General features: G+C 62.7%; 15 protein-coding genes. 7 read left to right on the top strand and 8 right to left on the bottom strand.

The window, feature by feature from the left end; all coding sequences use genetic code 11:
* Positions 1 to 97: 97 nt before the first annotated feature.
* Genes QP968_RS04555 through QP968_RS04545 form a run of 3 tightly spaced genes read right to left on the bottom strand, consistent with a single transcriptional unit; the run spans position 98 to position 5,173 of the window.
* Positions 98 to 2,722, bottom strand: coding sequence for a serine/threonine protein kinase (locus QP968_RS04555; RefSeq protein ID WP_284855225.1), 2,625 nt, complete (start codon positions 2,720 to 2,722; stop codon positions 98 to 100).
* A complete protein-coding gene (locus QP968_RS04550; protein WP_502870911.1) occupies positions 2,715 to 3,737 on the bottom strand; it encodes a glutamate ABC transporter substrate-binding protein in 1,023 nt (340 codons plus the stop codon). The genes QP968_RS04555 and QP968_RS04550 overlap by 8 nt, the downstream gene beginning before the upstream one ends.
* Positions 3,738 to 3,763: 26 nt before the next feature.
* Positions 3,764 to 5,173, bottom strand: a complete 1,410-nt coding sequence (locus QP968_RS04545) for a GlnX family signal transduction membrane protein (RefSeq protein WP_284855223.1) — start codon at positions 5,171 to 5,173, stop codon at positions 3,764 to 3,766.
* Between the two features lie 162 nt (positions 5,174 to 5,335).
* Between QP968_RS04545 and QP968_RS04540 the strand changes: the two genes are divergently transcribed.
* The 4 genes from QP968_RS04540 to QP968_RS04525 all read left to right on the top strand — a co-directional run bounded on the left by QP968_RS04540 (position 5,336) and on the right by QP968_RS04525 (position 8,829).
* Positions 5,336 to 5,806: an NUDIX domain-containing protein gene (locus tag QP968_RS04540; RefSeq protein ID WP_284855222.1), complete on the top strand. Its 471-nt coding sequence runs from the start codon at positions 5,336 to 5,338 to the stop codon at positions 5,804 to 5,806.
* Positions 5,793 to 6,818 (top strand): ABC transporter ATP-binding protein, encoded by a 1,026-nt coding sequence (locus QP968_RS04535; protein ID WP_284855221.1) that lies wholly within the window; start codon positions 5,793 to 5,795, stop codon positions 6,816 to 6,818. Before QP968_RS04540 ends, QP968_RS04535 begins: the two co-directional genes overlap by 14 nt.
* The gene (locus QP968_RS04530; protein WP_284855220.1) at positions 6,811 to 7,566 is read left to right on the top strand and encodes an ABC transporter permease; all 756 of its coding nucleotides are present in this window, start codon (positions 6,811 to 6,813) and stop codon (positions 7,564 to 7,566) included. Before QP968_RS04535 ends, QP968_RS04530 begins: the two co-directional genes overlap by 8 nt.
* 321 nt (positions 7,567 to 7,887) lie before the next feature.
* Positions 7,888 to 8,829 (top strand): putative endonuclease domain-containing protein, encoded by a 942-nt coding sequence (locus QP968_RS04525; RefSeq protein WP_284855219.1) that lies wholly within the window; start codon positions 7,888 to 7,890, stop codon positions 8,827 to 8,829.
* Positions 8,830 to 8,847: 18 nt separating this feature from the next.
* Here QP968_RS04525 and QP968_RS04520 read toward each other — a convergent pair whose 3' ends face one another.
* Genes QP968_RS04520 through QP968_RS04505 form a run of 4 tightly spaced genes read right to left on the bottom strand, consistent with a single transcriptional unit; the run spans position 8,848 to position 12,696 of the window.
* Complete coding sequence (locus QP968_RS04520; RefSeq protein WP_284855218.1) at positions 8,848 to 10,368, bottom strand: phospholipase D-like domain-containing protein; 1,521 nt, start codon at positions 10,366 to 10,368, stop codon at positions 8,848 to 8,850.
* Positions 10,365 to 11,153 (bottom strand): exodeoxyribonuclease III, encoded by a 789-nt coding sequence (locus QP968_RS04515; RefSeq protein ID WP_284855217.1) that lies wholly within the window; start codon positions 11,151 to 11,153, stop codon positions 10,365 to 10,367. The genes QP968_RS04520 and QP968_RS04515 overlap by 4 nt, the downstream gene beginning before the upstream one ends.
* A 5-nt stretch (positions 11,154 to 11,158) precedes the next feature.
* Positions 11,159 to 12,172, bottom strand: coding sequence for an N-acetylglutamate synthase, CG3035 family (locus QP968_RS04510; protein ID WP_502870909.1), 1,014 nt, complete (start codon positions 12,170 to 12,172; stop codon positions 11,159 to 11,161).
* Complete coding sequence (locus QP968_RS04505) at positions 12,133 to 12,696, bottom strand: peptide deformylase (protein WP_284855216.1); 564 nt, start codon at positions 12,694 to 12,696, stop codon at positions 12,133 to 12,135. The genes QP968_RS04510 and QP968_RS04505 overlap by 40 nt, the downstream gene beginning before the upstream one ends.
* Before the next feature lie 22 nt (positions 12,697 to 12,718).
* On the opposite strand from QP968_RS04505, the gene QP968_RS04500 reads away from it, so the two are divergent.
* The 3 genes from QP968_RS04500 (at position 12,719) to QP968_RS04490 (ending at position 15,370) form a co-directional block, all read left to right on the top strand.
* Positions 12,719 to 12,934, top strand: a complete 216-nt coding sequence (locus QP968_RS04500; RefSeq protein ID WP_284855215.1) for a DUF3263 domain-containing protein — start codon at positions 12,719 to 12,721, stop codon at positions 12,932 to 12,934.
* A 187-nt stretch (positions 12,935 to 13,121) separates the two neighbouring features.
* Complete coding sequence (locus QP968_RS04495; RefSeq protein WP_284855214.1) at positions 13,122 to 14,216, top strand: LytR C-terminal domain-containing protein; 1,095 nt, start codon at positions 13,122 to 13,124, stop codon at positions 14,214 to 14,216.
* Positions 14,217 to 14,239: 23 nt separating this feature from the next.
* The gene (locus tag QP968_RS04490) at positions 14,240 to 15,370 is read left to right on the top strand and encodes a glutamate--cysteine ligase (RefSeq protein WP_284855300.1); all 1,131 of its coding nucleotides are present in this window, start codon (positions 14,240 to 14,242) and stop codon (positions 15,368 to 15,370) included.
* Between the two features lie 22 nt (positions 15,371 to 15,392).
* Here QP968_RS04490 and QP968_RS04485 read toward each other — a convergent pair whose 3' ends face one another.
* Positions 15,393 to 15,773 (bottom strand): monovalent cation/H(+) antiporter subunit G, encoded by a 381-nt coding sequence (locus QP968_RS04485; protein ID WP_284855213.1) that lies wholly within the window; start codon positions 15,771 to 15,773, stop codon positions 15,393 to 15,395.
* Position 15,774 lies beyond the last annotated feature (1 nt).

Raw genomic sequence — 15,774 nt, 5'->3', positions numbered from 1 at the left:
TCGGCAACTACAACTAGGGGGCTGTCTTCTCGTCTTCTATCCCTCTTCCGTTACCTTTTCCTTTTCCTGCTACGTGGTTCTAGTTGCCTCCAGGCAACTAGAACCACGTAGCAGGGCGCACCTTGTTCGCCGTGTCCACCAGGGCGTACCGGTGCTTGGCAAAGGGCGCGCGGCGGGCCTGTTGCCGCAAGGTGATGGCGAGTCCGCGGCGGAGCCCTTTCACGGTGAAGGCGAACTCGAAAAGCTGCGTTTTGGAGCTCGCGGACTCTACGTTGTTGTCCATGAGGTAGGTCAGTCCCGCGCGCAGCACTGCGATCTTGATCTGCAACAGGCGTGGCTCGTTCGTGGGGATCTCCTCCAGTCGGCGCGCAGCGCGGCGGATACGGGATTCCGTCAACGTGTCCCCCACCAGGTACAAAATGCTGGTGAGTTTAGCCATTCGGTGATGGCGGGACTGCTGTGGCACCTTGTCCAGGGCAGCTACCGCCATTTCCACTTCCCGTTCAAACATGAGCTGGCGGGCTAAACCGAATGCAGAAGACACCGTGGTGGAATTCGCTGCCCACACCAAGGCATAGAGGCGCATGGCATTCATCCGCAGCGTTTGCGGGTTGAGGGAGACGTGGCTCCACTCTGGGGTGAGCACCCCATCTTTCTCGAGGCGACGGAAGTAGGAATTGGGCAGCTCGCCAAGATCGGTGCGGATGGAGGCGAGGTGGCGGGGAAGGGTGTCGTCGATAAGCTCTTCCTGCTGGTGCCCACTTTCTTGCAGCATGAGCTCATCCACCGCAGCGAGCGCGAGTTTCGGGGCGGCCTCACCCGGCACAATGCTTAGCACCTGTGCGAAATCTTCCTGAGCTGCCACGAAATCGCCGCGAGAGAGCTCCGTGAGCGCGCGGTACCAGTGGAAACGCCAGTTGTTGCGCAGGCGGTCATCGAATTGGCTGAGCCAGTGACGTGCCTGCGCTGTCAGGCCTAAGTCCAACATCGCGCGCACAACGCCGAAGGGGATCTCCGCGGAATGCTCATACTCAGGAGTCTGCATCGCCTGGCGCAGGGATTCCAGGGCCTCCTGTGGTTCCGCATAGGAGGTACCGGAGAGCAGACCGGCGCCCACATCGGAACGGTCAATCAGCGGTGTGGGCAGGGCGGAGAGCACCTCGGAGGGGGTGATTTCGACGGTGCGATCGATGCCATCAATAAGCTGATCCGTCCGGAACACCAGGTGCTTCGTGCCAAACGTGGTACGTTGCGGCGAAAACAGCGAGTGTTGCGACGGGTGAGCAATCCCATCGCGAATAGCAATGACCTCGCGCAACACGCCGAGCAGCTGCACCTCCAGCTCATCCACGGACTGGAAACGCTGCGTCGGATCCGGGTCGCAGCACCGCGCGAGTAGGCGATACAGGGAGATGTAGCGGCGCAACGTTTTCGACGTACTCGGCGTAGGCAGCTCATGCGTAAACACGCCATCGACTTTGGGTAAATCCAGGATGAGCGCAGCCAGCGTGCGGCCCACCGTGTAAATATCACTGGCTATGGACGGCCCCTCCCGCGCCACCTCCGGCGCCTGGTACCCCTTTGTTCCATAGATGTAGCCATACGCCCCAATACCGCTGACCGCGCCTAGGTCAATGAGCTTCACCTGGTCCTCGGTGACAATGATGTTGTCCGGTTTCAGATCGTTGTACACCACCCCGCGGCTGTGCAGATAGCCCAGCGCTGGAAGAACCTCCAGGATGTACGCGATGGCCAGGTCAATCGGGAGCAGGTGGTTGCGCTGCGCGTTACGACGCTCGCGTAGCGACGGCCCACCCACAAACTCCATCACAATAAAGCCACCCGCCACCCGTGGATCATCAATGAAGTTGAAGATCTTCACTATCCCGGGGTGCGTAATATCCGCCAAAAACTCCCGCTCTGCAGCCGCCGCGTTCGTCTCGTCTTCGCTCTTCTCCGACTGCAGGCCCTTCAGCACCACGACGCGCCCCGCCACATAGTGGTCCTGCGCCAGGTAAATCCAGCCCATGCCGCCATGTGCGATGACACCCTGGATCTCATACTGCCCAGCAACCACGTCGCCCTGCTGCAGCTGCGGAGCCGGAATGCCCTTGTTCACCACCGCTTCCGTGGGATCCCGCAGCGCCTCCTTCGGCTCCGACGGCGCAATCCACGGCAACTCCACCATGCCGTCGGCCACCGAACGGGCTTGGCGTTGTGCCCCGCGCAGCTCCTTGAACTTCTCCAAAGCCTCGCGCCTAGAGCGTTCCGACGTACTCGCCTGCAACTCCGCAATCTGCTGCGGCGTTAACCCCGCTAGCGTTCCGGCGCTCGTGGTGCTGCCTGCACCGGTCACTGTGCCCTGGGTGGTGTGTTCCGTGAATTCGGTGAACTCAGGTGGAGTCGCCTGTGTCGCCTGCGTCGCTTGCGTTGCCTCTGGGGCATCCCTCAACGCATCCAAGTCTTTGAGGAGGTTGGCTATTTCACCGGTGCCCTCATACAGCGTGTCCGCGTCGAACGCTTCGTCTTCCTCCTCTTCGTCCGCGAAGGGATCGAATAGGACAGCCTCGGTGTGCTCTGCCTCGTCGGGAGTGCTCTCAGTCGTATCTGTGCGCGCTGGCTCGTTGCGCAGGTGCTCAGTGGCCTGGTCAATATCCCGGTCGGGGACCCACGTGCCGTCGGTTGCGTCCGGGTCGTCCTGGGTGAGTTTGTCCTTAGTCATTGGTCTCCTCCCGGTAGACGGGCTGCGGCGCGGTGCGTGGCGCAATGTGCCTGCCAAGCCACCGGCTGAACATTGCATCCCACGTCCCATCCGTGCGTATGCGGTTAAGGGTGTAATTCACCTGGCGAGTCAGCCCGTCATACCCCTTCGGGATACCCACCGCGTAACGCTGTTCGGCAAAAGGCTCGCCAGCCACCGTGGTTAGCGGGTCCTGCGCGGCAAATCCCGCCAGAATTGTCTCATCGCCAACCAGCAGCCCCGCCTGATACTGCTGCAACGCCATCAGACAATCCGTCCACGTACGCGTGCGCAGCAGCTCCTGATGCGGAAAGTTCGAGCGCGCAATATCCACAATGTTGGACCCCGCGGCGACGCAAATGCGCTCATCAGTCAGGTCATCTGCCCCATCAATGTGAGAGCTCGTTGGCACGAGCATGCGTACCGACGAATCCAGGTACGGCGCCGAAAAATCCACCGCTTCCGATCGCTCCTTGGTAATGGACATCGTCCTAATCACAATGTCCACCTGCCCCGCGACCAAAGATTCCGTGCGCATCGAGGAATCCACAAAGCGGAAATCAACCCTATCGGGAGACCCGAAAATGTCCCTCGAGATCTCCCGGGCTAAATCCACCTCAAAACCTTTGAGCTCACCCGTCGCGTTATCGCGGAAACTGAGCAAATATTGGGACTGATCCACACCCACAATGAGGCGGCCACGTTTAAAAATATCCGGCACCCGCTTCTCCGGGGACTCCCGGTCTGGGTGCAAAGATCCAGGCCAGTTATAGGGCTCTACCTCGGTTTCCGGCGCGTGTCCCGGTGGGTCTACCACGGCGCCCGCCGGCAGTGGAAGGTCCTGCAACGCCGACGGTTCCTGCTCCTCCCCGTATCCCGGCTGCAGGGGTTGTACAGGGGTGACAGAGCAGCCAGCTAAGGTTCCCGCCACGATTGACAGTACGGCAGCCCCTTTGACTAGGGTCCTGGTTTTAACCCCCGCCTTCCGCACACGCATCCCCAGCGGACTCATCTCTTGTTTCATCACAGGTACTCCTGAATCCTCGGACGGACGCCCACCCACGCCATGAGGAAAGCCAAGATAGTCAGCACCATCACGCCAGGCGCGACACTGTCAGAGGCTTTCAAACTGTTCGTGATGTGCGCGCGCAGATCTGTTCGGGACTGGGAGATCAGATCCGTCAAGCCTTTATCCAGGGTTTGGAAGGAGGTGGCGGTGGAAGGGGAGGCGTCGACAAGCTCTGGCGATGCGGCGATGTCCACGGCGCGCGAGTAATCGCCTTGCTGGAGCGATGTCATCATGCGTGAGTGCGAGACGCGCCAATCCGTCAGTGCGCGCCGGGTGGTGGCTACGCGCTCCGGATCCGCGGTGGGGGCGACGACATCCAACGCGCGGGTGACCTCGCTGGCGGTGTCGCCCATTACTGGGCCGGAGCGATCACCGGTGCGGCGTGTGAGCAGCGTCAGCGTTTCGGTCGTGCGCGTTTCTTGCGCGGCGATTCGGGCGCTGGTGAGCTGCTCGAGTTGGTCGCTTGCCGCCTCAAAACCTCGTGTTCCCGCTATCCACGACGCCGAGTTCGCGCTGATCACCCATATTGCTGCTGCCAACATCAAGGCGGTGGACACCAGGAAGCCACGGTTCAGGCGACGCCGGAACATGCGCCACAAAACCCACTGCGTGAACACCAGCGCGGCAATTCCTGCGAGCAGGCCGGATAGCGGAACAAATTGTGGCAGGGTGAGCCGTCGCATCTCCTCGTCCACTTGGTCGCGGGTGATGTTCAGCAGGCGCTCCGCCTTGGTCAGCATCGTTTCACGCATCAGAGTGGACGCCTGCGTCATGTACGCCACGCCCAGCGGATTGCCTACGCGTTGGTTTGCCTGCGCGCGCTCCATCAGCCCGGTGTACTGCGGCAGCATCCGCTGAATGTCGCGGACAAGCGCCTGCACTTCCGCGGCATGTTCCGAATGATCGCCGGCCACTGCGCTGCCGCGCACGACTTCGTCCGCCGCAATCACAGCATTATCAATCGTGGTGACATATCGCCGGTGAGACTCCGCCGTTTGCAGCCCAGGCTGCACAAAGGACGTGGTGGCCAAGGTATCCGCTTGGCTCAAACTCGTGTACAAGGTGTGTGCCGAATCGCTGGTGGGCTCGGTGGCAGTCAGCAGTGTTGTCAAAGCGTGCTCGCGTGATTCGCCTGATTGGCTCATGGCATAGCCACTGGCCAGAAGCATGACGCTGAGCAGCACCATCAAGGCCAGCAGCCGGCCCAGACTCGTGCTGAGGAAATTCCATGCGTCGCCCATCCAGCGGCCGGTGCCGCCCAGGGACTCGTAGAACTTATCCCGCAGGCCCCGCAGGCCGGTGCGCGCCGGTGCTTCTTCGAGGGAATCCAGCCACGCATCCTCATGCTCTTGGACGTTCACCATCGGCCGTGATTTCCGGGGACTGAATCGTGGCAATCGCACGCGAGAGCGTCCTCCCGCGTTATCCCTGGCCTGACCGGCCGCCTCCGTGCGCGCCATTCCCTCAGACTACCGTGCGTCTGTGACAGGTGGGGTTAAACAACACTCGCGGGTAGGGTAGCGCTTATGGAAGGCGACGGAAACGGTTGGGTCGAAGGCCCACACGGCAAACAGGTTTGGGGCAAATACGGTGCGGCCGGACTCTTTCTCCGCGCCGGAAACACCGTTCTTCTCCAACACCGCGCGCACTGGGTCGCGGACGGTGGCACGTGGGCTTTACCCGGCGGCGCCCGCGACTCGCACGAAACGGTCGAGGAAGCAGCCCTGCGCGAAACAGTGGAGGAATGCGGTATTGACCCAGCACTCGTGCTCATCGACTCCGCTGTGGTCACCGCCGGCGAAGCCCCCGGCTGGACCTACACCACTGTCCTCGCCCGCACCGCCACCGGCGAGCCGATTCCGCTTGAACCAAACGCTGAATCTATGGAGCTGCGTTGGGTTCCACTGGAAAAGATCAGGGAGTTTGAGTTGCATGGGGGATTTGAATCGTCGTTAAGCATGCTTCTATGGCACGCTGAAAACCATGATCGAAGTTAACAGCCTGACGAAGGAGTACGGGCAGGTCCGCGCTGTGGACGACCTGACCTTCACCGTCGAACCGGGCGTAGTCACCGGATTTCTCGGGCCGAACGGCGCAGGAAAATCGACAACGATGCGCATGATTCTCGGCCTCGACACACCCACCGCGGGCACCGCGCTTATCGACGGCTCCCCCTACCGCTCCCTCCCCAACCCCCTGAACAAGGTAGGTGCGCTGCTGGACGCGAAGGCGATCCACCCGAACCGCAGCGCCCGCAATGCGCTGCTGTGGCAGGCGCAGGCCTCCGGCATTGACACTTCGCGTGTGGATGCGGTGCTGGACCTCGTCGGACTGACGTCCGTGGCGGGTAAGAAAGTCGGCGGATTCTCCCTGGGTATGGGCCAGCGCCTGGGTATCGCCGCCGCCATGCTGGGTGACCCCGAGTACCTCATTCTTGACGAGCCCGTCAACGGCCTCGACCCCGAAGGCATCCGCTGGGTCCGCGAACTCCTCCGCCGCTTCGCCGCGGAAGGCCGCACCGTGCTCGTGTCCTCCCACCTGCTCGCCGAGATGGCGCAGACCGCCGACCACCTCATCGTGATTGGTAAAGGCCGCCTTGTTGCCGCCGGTTCTGTCCACGACTTCATCAAGGAAAACTCCGCCCTCACCACAGTTGTGCGAACCCCGCATCTTGCCGAGTTTGGGTCGGCCCTGACTGCGGAAGGCATTGCTTTTACCCAGTCTGTGGACGCCGAGGGGCGTCCCATCCTGGAGATTCCCTCCCAGTCCTCCGAAGACATCGGCGCCCTCGCCTTCTCTACCGGCGTCATGCTCACCGAACTCACCGAGCGCCGCGCCTCCCTCGAAGACGCCTACATCCGGCGCACCGAGGGGGCTGTGCAGTACGCCGCCGCTGAGCTAGCCGGGGGGCGGGCGCCCGCTCCTGCCGCGCCTTCGGCTCCTTCGGCTCCTTCGGCTTCTTCTGTTCCGGCTGCTCAAGATATTCAAGGAGGCGCGCACCGTGCTTAACACCATCATTTCGGAGTGGACCAAACTCCGCACGACCGCCTCTTTCTGGTGGACATCCGGCATCGCCATTGCCCTGAGCATTGGTTGGGCCATCCTGATGGCGTCCCTGGACACCCCAGACATGCCGGCCTATGGCGGCGCCATGGTTGTCGCTGGTTTCCTCAGCTTCGGCATGCTCACGCTCATGATCCAGGCGATCATGGTGGTGACCACCGAGTACCGCTACAAAGTCAGTGCCACCAACATGACGCTGACACCCCAGCGATGGAAGGTCGCCCTGTCCAAACTCATCGTCTACGGGGGTTACGCGGCCGCACTGTCCTTCCTGATCCTCGTACTTTGCTTCGTCATCGGCGACCTCATTGCTGCTAACCCCATTGGTTGGACCTCCAACGACTACAGCCGCCGCGCCCTCTGGGCGGTCCCGCTGGCCACCTTCGTATCGGTGCTGCTCGTGCAGGGTGTTGGCTGGATTGTGCGCCAGACCGCCGGCGCCTTGGTAGCGTACCTGGGCTGGCAGTTCGCCGTCGAGCCACTGATCGGGTTCCTGCCCAAAGTGGGCAAGGACATTCAGGCCTACGCGCCCTTTGCGAACCTGCAGTACTTCACCTCCAACATCCAGAACCCCGGGCCGGAGCCGGGGGTGAGTGCCCCCATCGAACTATGGCAGTCCCTCCTCCTCTTCGGGGTGTGGGCGGTGGTGCTGTACGGCATCGGATTGCTGCTTCTAGAGAAACGCGACGTTTAGCCCCGTTTATTCGCACCCGCCGGCCGTGGTCGGCGGGTCTTTTTGTGGCCTTCTACGCGCTTCCTCGCGCCTCCAAATCCCACCTGTCACGGCAGTTGCACCTAAGTTTGCCAAACTCGCGATTTTTGGCCTGAAAACGGCCGTTTTTGGGCAGTTTGGCAAACTTATGTGAAACGCGTGGGGCGGGAGTGAATAGGCTTCAGCTGCGGCAGCTGAAAAGGCGGCAACAGGCAGCAACAGGCAGCAACAGGCAGCAAAAGGCAGCAAAAGGCAGCAACAGGCAGCAACAGGGTAGGGGTGCGACGAGGAAGGTCCACAAGAGTGGACAATTTTCCCTTGAAAACCGCTGCGCGGCCCCGCGACAATAAACGCATGCACCCAGAGTTGCCTTATTTGAATTCGTTGTTGGTGGGGGTGGGGAGGAGGGTGCCGAGGGGCGTCGAGAAGCAAATTGAGCGCGGCGAGCTGATTAAGGTGGCCAGCCGGCGCTTTGTGCGGCGGAAAGACATGATGGCGCTGCGGCGATATCAGCGGCAGATACTGATGACGTTGGCGGCGGCGCAGTCGGTGAACAGCTCGTATCTGGTGGGGAGTTCGGCGGCGCGGGTGCTCGGGATGTGGACGGTGGACGTGGCGCAGCGGATCACGCTGGCGACGCGGTCGGGTAGTGTGCCGCCGCGGACGAAGTGGCCGGCGGGCTGCGTGTATCGGAAGGAGCCGCCACCGGAGGAGGTGGTGCAGATCTTGGGGGCGGCGATGGTGGACCCGGTGAGTGCGTGGCTGCAGACCGCGTGCGCGGAGGGGTTCCGGGCGGGGCTGGTGGCGGCGGATTGGCTGCTGGCGAACAAGCACAAGCGCTCGGAGCTGGAGAAACACCTACGCGAGGTGGGCATGCGGAAGGGGATCGAGCACGCGCGGCGGAGCTTGCGGGAGGCGGTGGATTGTTCGGATGCGCCGGGGGAAAGCTACGCGCGGGCGCTGCTCATCGAGGAGGGCATCGGGCCGCTGAAGCCGCAGGCGAAGGTGGTGCCGCCGTACGCGATCGATCTGCTCGTTCGCGGGAGCGTCGCGGTGGAGATTGACGGCGAGCTCAAATACGACGAGGACCCCGAGGAGGCGATCCGCCAGGAGCGCCGGCGCGAGAAACTCATCCTGAACAGGGGTTTTCAGGTTGTTCGCTACTCCTCCACGCAGGTGTTCGCGCAGCCCAGAACGTTCATTGCAGATGTGCGTCGCGCGCTCGAGCGTGCTCAAAAAGCTTAAAAATGCTTATCGACGCCCCTACTGCACCGCCGACGTCAACTTCATCACGTTATCGATGTAGCGACGGGTCCAGGGCCGCTTCTTCCATTCCTCGAGCGTGAGTTGGTGTGAGACGGAGAGGTAGGAGGCGGCGAGATCACAGAGCTGGGTGATCAGGGGGCCTTCGAGGATAAACAGGCTGTTCTCGTAGTTGAGGGAGAAAGAGCGCATGTCCATGTTGGAGGAGCCAACGATGGCGATTTCGTTGCGGTGAGACCCAGGCTCAGGCCCAGACTCAGACCCAGCCCCAGACTCAGCTTGGGTCCAGACCGCCGGGTCCGCAATCGCGAACTTGGTGTGCAGGACATAGGGGGCGGGGAACTGCCAGATGTGTACGCCGGCTTCGAGGAGCTGCTGGTAGTAGGCAGATTGGGCGTGGTGGACCATGAACTGGTCGGCTTTTTCGCCGACGAGGAGGTCGACGCGGACGCCGCGGTAGCAGGCGGTGGTGATGGCTTCCAGCATGGAGTCGTCGGGGACGAAGTAGGGGGAGCAGAGTACGAGGCGGTGGCGGGCGTGGTGGATGAGGGTGTTGAACATCCTCAGGTTTGGTTCGGTGGAGTAGCCGGGGCCAGACGGGATGAGTTGGAGGACGTTTTGGTCGTGGTCAGCGGTGTCATCATCAAAAGGTGCGCGGATGGAGAGGATTTCGCCGGCTTCGGTGTACCAGTCCACGGCGAACATGGTTTCAAGGGAGGCGACAATGGGCCCGGTGAGCTCCACGAACGTGTCCACCCATTGGCGGGCTTTCCGCACGTGGTTGGGCATGAGGTAGGAGCGGTCGATGAGGTTGAAAGACCCCATGAACGCGACGCTGTCGTCGATAATCAGCAGCTTGCGGTGGTTGCGCAGGTCCGGCCGGCGGAAGGTGCCGCGGAGTGGTTGGAGGGGCAGCATGAGGTGCCAGTCGATGCCGGCGGCGGTCATGCGCTTTTTGAAGGCGCGGAAACCGGGGTATTTTTGGGAGCCAATGTGGTCGAGCAGCACTCGCACGGCCACGCCACGGTCGACGGCGCGTTCCATGGCTTCCCACACGGGGGCGGTGGTGGAGTCCCAGGCCATGGCGTAGATCTCCACGTGGACGTGGCTTTCGGCGGTGTCGATGGCCTCGGCCAGGCGGCGCATGGTGCCCTGGTAGTCCGTCCAAACAGCTTTGGCGTGGCCGTCCAGAGCGGGGAAGCCGGTGAGTGTGCGGTTGAGGTGCGCCATGGACGCCACCTCATCTGACACGGATGCGCCGGCGGGGTAGTCGGGGAAGTTCTCGTGGACGTCGTTAAGCAGCTCGTTGGCTTGGCGTTGGATGCGGTGGCGTCGCCGCGACAGGAACGTCGAGCCGAGGAAGAAGTACAGCGGCAATCCCAGAAATGGGATGAGCAGAATGACCAGCAGCCACGCGTTCGCGGATGAGGGTTTCCGGTTTTCCGGGATCACGCCGATCACGGCGAATTTGATGGTGTAGTCAATCACCATCAGGACGAGTTGGAGGGTGGAGAGGCTCATCGGACTTCGTCGATAAGCAGGGCGCTCAAGTCATATTCCGCGATGACTGGCGCGTGGTCGGAGGCTTTCTCGCCGGCGCGTTCTTCGAGGTCAACCCATGCGCGCGCGGGCAGTTGGGGTGAGGCGAGCTGGAAGTCGATGAGCATCCCTTCGCCACGTTGGAACCGCATGCCTTTGTAATCGAAGTAGGAGTACGGTTCCTCGTGTCTGACCTGCGTCAACCCGGATTCCACGACGCGCTGGAACGCCGCGCGCTCGGGCTCGGTCACATGCGTTTTGCCTTCAAAGAACGCGCGCTCCCACACATCCTTGTCGGTGGGTGCGATGTTGAAGTCGCCGCACAAGACCTGCATTTTTTGCTTATCGACGACCTCCCCCAACCTCCACAAAAACTCCAACTTGTAGTCATAGTGGGGATCCGCAATCTCCCGTCCGTTGGGGACGTAGAGGCTCCAGATCTCCACCCCGTTGCACGTGGCGCCGACTGCGCGGGCTTCCCGGTTCTGGGGGTTGGCCGGGTTCTTGTCAAAGCCGGGCTGGTTGGGGAAGTGGTCTTTGATGTCCTCCAGACCGACGCGGGAGATGAGCGCCACACCATTCCACTGGTGGTAGCCCACGTGTGCCACCTCGTAGCCGATGGCCTCAAACGCGGAGTAGGGGAACTTGTCGTCTGAGCACTTCGTTTCCTGCATGGCAAGCACATCAATGTCGTTGCGCTCTAAGAATGCGACGGCGCGGTCGACGCGCGTGCGCACCGAGTTGATGTTCCACGTGGCAATTCGCATGGGCACTAGCCTAGATCACAGCGCGCGTAGCGGTGCCGGTGGTGCTCGATAAATCCGAGCTTGGTGTACAGCCCGATACCGGCGTCGTTGCTGGCCAGCACTTGGAGGTACGCATCGGTAGCGCCGCGGCTTTGGCCCCAGGCGAGCATCTCCGCCCCGAGCTGCGTGCCCAGTCCACGGCGCCTGAACGCCGGTGCCACCTCAACGGCGGAGTAGCCGAGCCACACCCGGCCATCATCGGAAGAAGTGATCGTGCCGCGGGTGACGGCCACGGTCTCGCCCTGGTGGGTGAGGCGGCCGAAACCGAGCTCGCCCTCAATCTCATCGGCGAGTTCCGCCAGCGCTTCCGGTGGCAGCGGCTGCCCGCGGAAGTGATACATGGCTAGCCAGTCGGCGTCGGGGCGAGGGTCGATGTGGAACTCGAAGTCCAACGGCGTCGACGTCGGCAGGTCTGACAACGAGCGCGTCATCACCAGAATCTCCGGCCCGATCGTCCACTCCGGCCGCCCCTCAATCGCCCGCAGCGCCGGCGCACCAATCCGCTCCGGGATCAGCAGCTGTGCTGGCAGACCCCGCTCGCGGTAAAACTCCACGATCTGGTCCAGCGGCACCTGCCGGAAACCACCTGAATGGCCAATTGGGGTTGCGGAGTTGGAGCGTTCGGCGATGTCGGAGCCGGCGCGGGTGAGCCAGTCGTCGAAAAGCATGCGCGATTGGCCTGGAAACGCGCGGGCATAGGCGGTTTCAACTGCGCGAATGTCTGAATTGCGGATGCGGCGCGGGCTCATCCGGCGCACGATCAGCGGGTCGTCGATACGGATCGCTTCGGCTTCGGAGGGCAACCCGCCCACCTTCTGCGGTCGTACCACCAGCGGATCCAGCGAGACCACGTGCCCGATCACATCCGTCAAATGCGAACCCGCGCGGCGCCGCACCACCACCCGATCACCCGGTTGCGCCGGGCCCTGACGAAACACCACTAGTGACCGAACGGGTCCGGATCCGTCCCCGGCAACCATGTGTTACCCGCGTGATCCCAGCCGTTGCGCTTGACCGCGCGCTTCGCCTCGCGCTTGTAGCGGCCGGTGAGCACGTCAAGGTACACAAAGCCATCCAGGTGGCCGACCTCATGTTGCAGGCAGCGCGCGAAAAAGCCCGTGCCCTCGACCTCGACCTCGTTGCCGTTCTCGTCCAGGCCCGTGACCTTCGCCCACTCCGCGCGGGCCGTGGGGAAGGACTCGCCCGGGACCGACAGGCAACCTTCCTCATCGTCGTCGCTGGGCATCGTCTTCGGAATCTCGCTGGTCTCCAGCACCGGGTTAATCACCGTGCCCCGACGCATCGTGTCCCCATCCGGGCAGTGGTACACAAACAGCCGCTTGTTCACACCGATCTGATTCGCCGCCAGCCCCACGCCGTGCGCGGCGTCCATCGTCTCGTGCATATCAGCGATCAGCTGCTTGAGCTCCTCAATCGGCTCCGTCACCGGCTCCGTAGGGTTGTGCAAAACCGGGTCGCCGTAAATCACAATGGGTCGGATCATGGGGCCAGTATAAGGTGGGGGCGTGGAGCCCTCCGACCTGACCATCCTCGACTTCGCCGCCCGCGCGCCCCGCAGCCTCGGCGCCCGCGAGGAAGCCATCCGCGTTGAGCTCGGCATGTCGCCGTTCAGGTACTACCAGAAGCTCAACTTGCTTATCGACGACCCCTCCGCCCTCGCCGCCCGCCCCCAACTCGTCCGCCGCCTCCAACGCATCCGCGACCAGCGGGCCCTGGGGTAGGGGTTTGTGGGTCGGGGTCGATATTTCTCACGCCCCACGAGGTTGTGGGTCCGTATTCGCCCAGGTCGCGTTCGGGCCGGTGTGAGATTTCTCGGATGGGTACTTTGAGAGCTTGTGGGGCGGGGAAAGTTGGCCCACCGGCGCGTCGCTCGGGGCCTGTCGCGCGACCCACATTAGGGTGACGGTTGTGACTAATGTGAATCCTGGTAATGGCAACCGCGACAACTCCGGTAAGGGTGCTGACCGTGCCCGCGATCTGTATGAGGAGGCGGCGGACGGCTCCTTCGACGAGGCCTTCGAGGAGTTCTACGACGAACCCGCTGCTGGCCGCCACCACCGTTTGGAGCGGGTGGAAGACGCCGAGTTCGAGGACGTTGAAGGCTACGAGGATTACGACGACTACGACCAGGACGGCTACGCCGACGAACCCTACGACTACGTGGCTGAACTGGAAGAATCGGAAGAGGATGACCGCGGAGGCGTCCTCGCAGCCGGAGCCATGGGTGCGAGCATTGCGGAAAGTGATGCAGCTGCGGCTGGTGCGGCTGGTGCAGGAGCCGGTGCGGGTGCGGCTGGTGCAGGTGCTGGCACCGTATCCAGCAGTGCAGCGACCGGCAGTGGTGCAGCGCTTGCAGGCGGGGCGGCCGTTGTGAGTGGTGTGCCGAAGCGTGGGCTGGCCATGATCCTCATTGCCGTGGCCATCCTCCTTGGCCTGTGGGGTGTGTACGCAATGACGCAGTCTGGCAAGGACGGTGGGGACACGACCGCGCAGGAGCAGCAGAACCAGCAGGAACAGCAGGGCCAGAACCAAGGTCAGAACCAGGGCCAGAACCCAGGCGATACGAACCGTGGACCGAACAGCGGCAACCCAGTGGACCCGGCGGATCCGGTGGATCCGAACAACCCAGCCGAAGGGGCTGACCAGGCCGGCACGGACGGCGCAGACGGCGCCACCAATAACAACGAGCCGATGACGGCGGAGAATGAGACGGTGAACGTCTTTAACAACTCCACGGTTCCGAATCTGGCGGCGGATGTGTCTGGCACGCTGAAGGACCAGGGCACGCGTATCGGCGAGGTGGGCAATATCACCGAGGCGCAGGCGATTCTGACTGAGAACACCGTGTTCTTTGACCCGGCAACGCCGGGGGCGGAAGAGCGGGCGAGGGTGCTGGCGGAGAGAGTGGGGGGCGTCGCTAAGCCAAATGATGCGTCGGTGCCTGGGAACGCGGCGAAGCCTGGCTCTTTGACGCTGGTGCTCACGGGCCCGGTTGCCCTGTAGGAGGAATGACGTTGAACCAACACATGGATCCGTTCCGTGACTTCAACCGTTCGGCGGGTCCGACGTTGGGCGTGGAGTGGGAGATCGCGCTGGTTGATCCGCTGAGCAGGGATTTGGTGCCGTTTGCGGCGGACGTGATCGACAAAGTGGAGAAGCGTTGGCCCGGCACGCACTTGGAGAAGGAGTTTCTGAAGAACACCATCGAGCTGGTCACGCCGGTGTGCCAGAACACGGGCGAGGCAATGGCGTATCTGGCGGAGACGAAGGACAAGATCCAGCAGGTTGCGGACGATATGGGCCTGCAGTTGTGGGCGGGCGGCGGCCACCCGTTTGCGGATTTCCGTACGCAGCCGGTGGGGGATAAGCCGACGTACAAGGAAATCATCAACCGCACGCAGTATTGGGGGCAGCAGATGCTGCTGTGGGGGACGCACGTGCACGTGGGGATCCGGCATGAGGATCGGGTGTGGCCGATCATCAACGCGATCATGACGAAGTACCCGCAGCTGCTGGCCATCAGCGCATCGAGCCCCGCGTGGGAGGGCCTGGACACGGGCTACGCATCCAACCGCACGATGCTCTACCAGCAGCTTCCCACCGCGGGCATGCCGTACCCATTCGGCAGCTGGCAGGAGTGGGTCGATTTCATGCGCGACCAGACTATCTCCGGCGTCACGTCACACACAGGCTCCATGCATTTCGACGTCCGCCCCGCCGCCAAATGGGGCACCATCGAAGTGCGCATTTCCGACGCCGCCACGAACCTACGTGAGCTCGCCGGAGTCGTCGCCCTCACACACTGCCTCGTTGTGCTTTTCGACGACATGTTGGACCAAGGCCGCCCCCTCCCCACCCTCCAACCGTGGCATGTGGCGGAGAATAAGTGGCGGGGTGCTCGCTATGGGTTGGAAGCTGAGATCATCACCAGCCGCGACACCGATGAACGCCTAGTCACGGACGATCTACGCGACCTAGTGGAGGAGCTCCAGCCGATCGCGGAGCGGTTAGGGTGTGTGGAGGAGTTGAACATCGTCAACGAAATCATCGACGGTGGTGCCGCCTACCAGCGTCAACGCGCTGTGTTCGAGGCCACGGGGGATTGGCGTGGTGCGGTGGACCAGGCGGTGGAGGAACTGCGCGCCGGGCACCCGTAGGTCGGATAAGTCCGACCTACGATTAAAGCGATTTGTGAAGGTCCCCCGGGTGCTCGTTGATAGCAATGTCCTCTTCCTCACCGTAGAGTCTCTCGCGGCGGGAGACGCGGCCAAGGCGCTGCGCGGTGACCGGGTTGGTCATGAGCGCGAAGAGGACGAGCAGGAGGAGCATGCCAACGTCGCCGCGCTGGCCGACGTCGAAATGCTCATCCCCAATGAGCCGGAAGATGACTCCAATGATGACCATGATCAGGCCCACGGTCTGCGGTTTGGTCACCGCGTGAACGCGCGCCAGTGTGCTGCGGAAGCGGTTCATGCCTACGGAGGCGAAGAACACCTGGAGGGCGCCGGCGACGATGAAGATCAACGACAGGACATCGGTGATAAAAGCGAGGTTCCACATG

Source organism: Corynebacterium sp. MSK041 (assembly GCF_030232265.1).
Classification (GTDB): Bacteria; Actinomycetota; Actinomycetes; order Mycobacteriales; family Mycobacteriaceae; genus Corynebacterium.
Note: the sequence above shows the minus strand (reverse complement) of the source record. Positions and strands in the feature narration are given on the sequence as shown.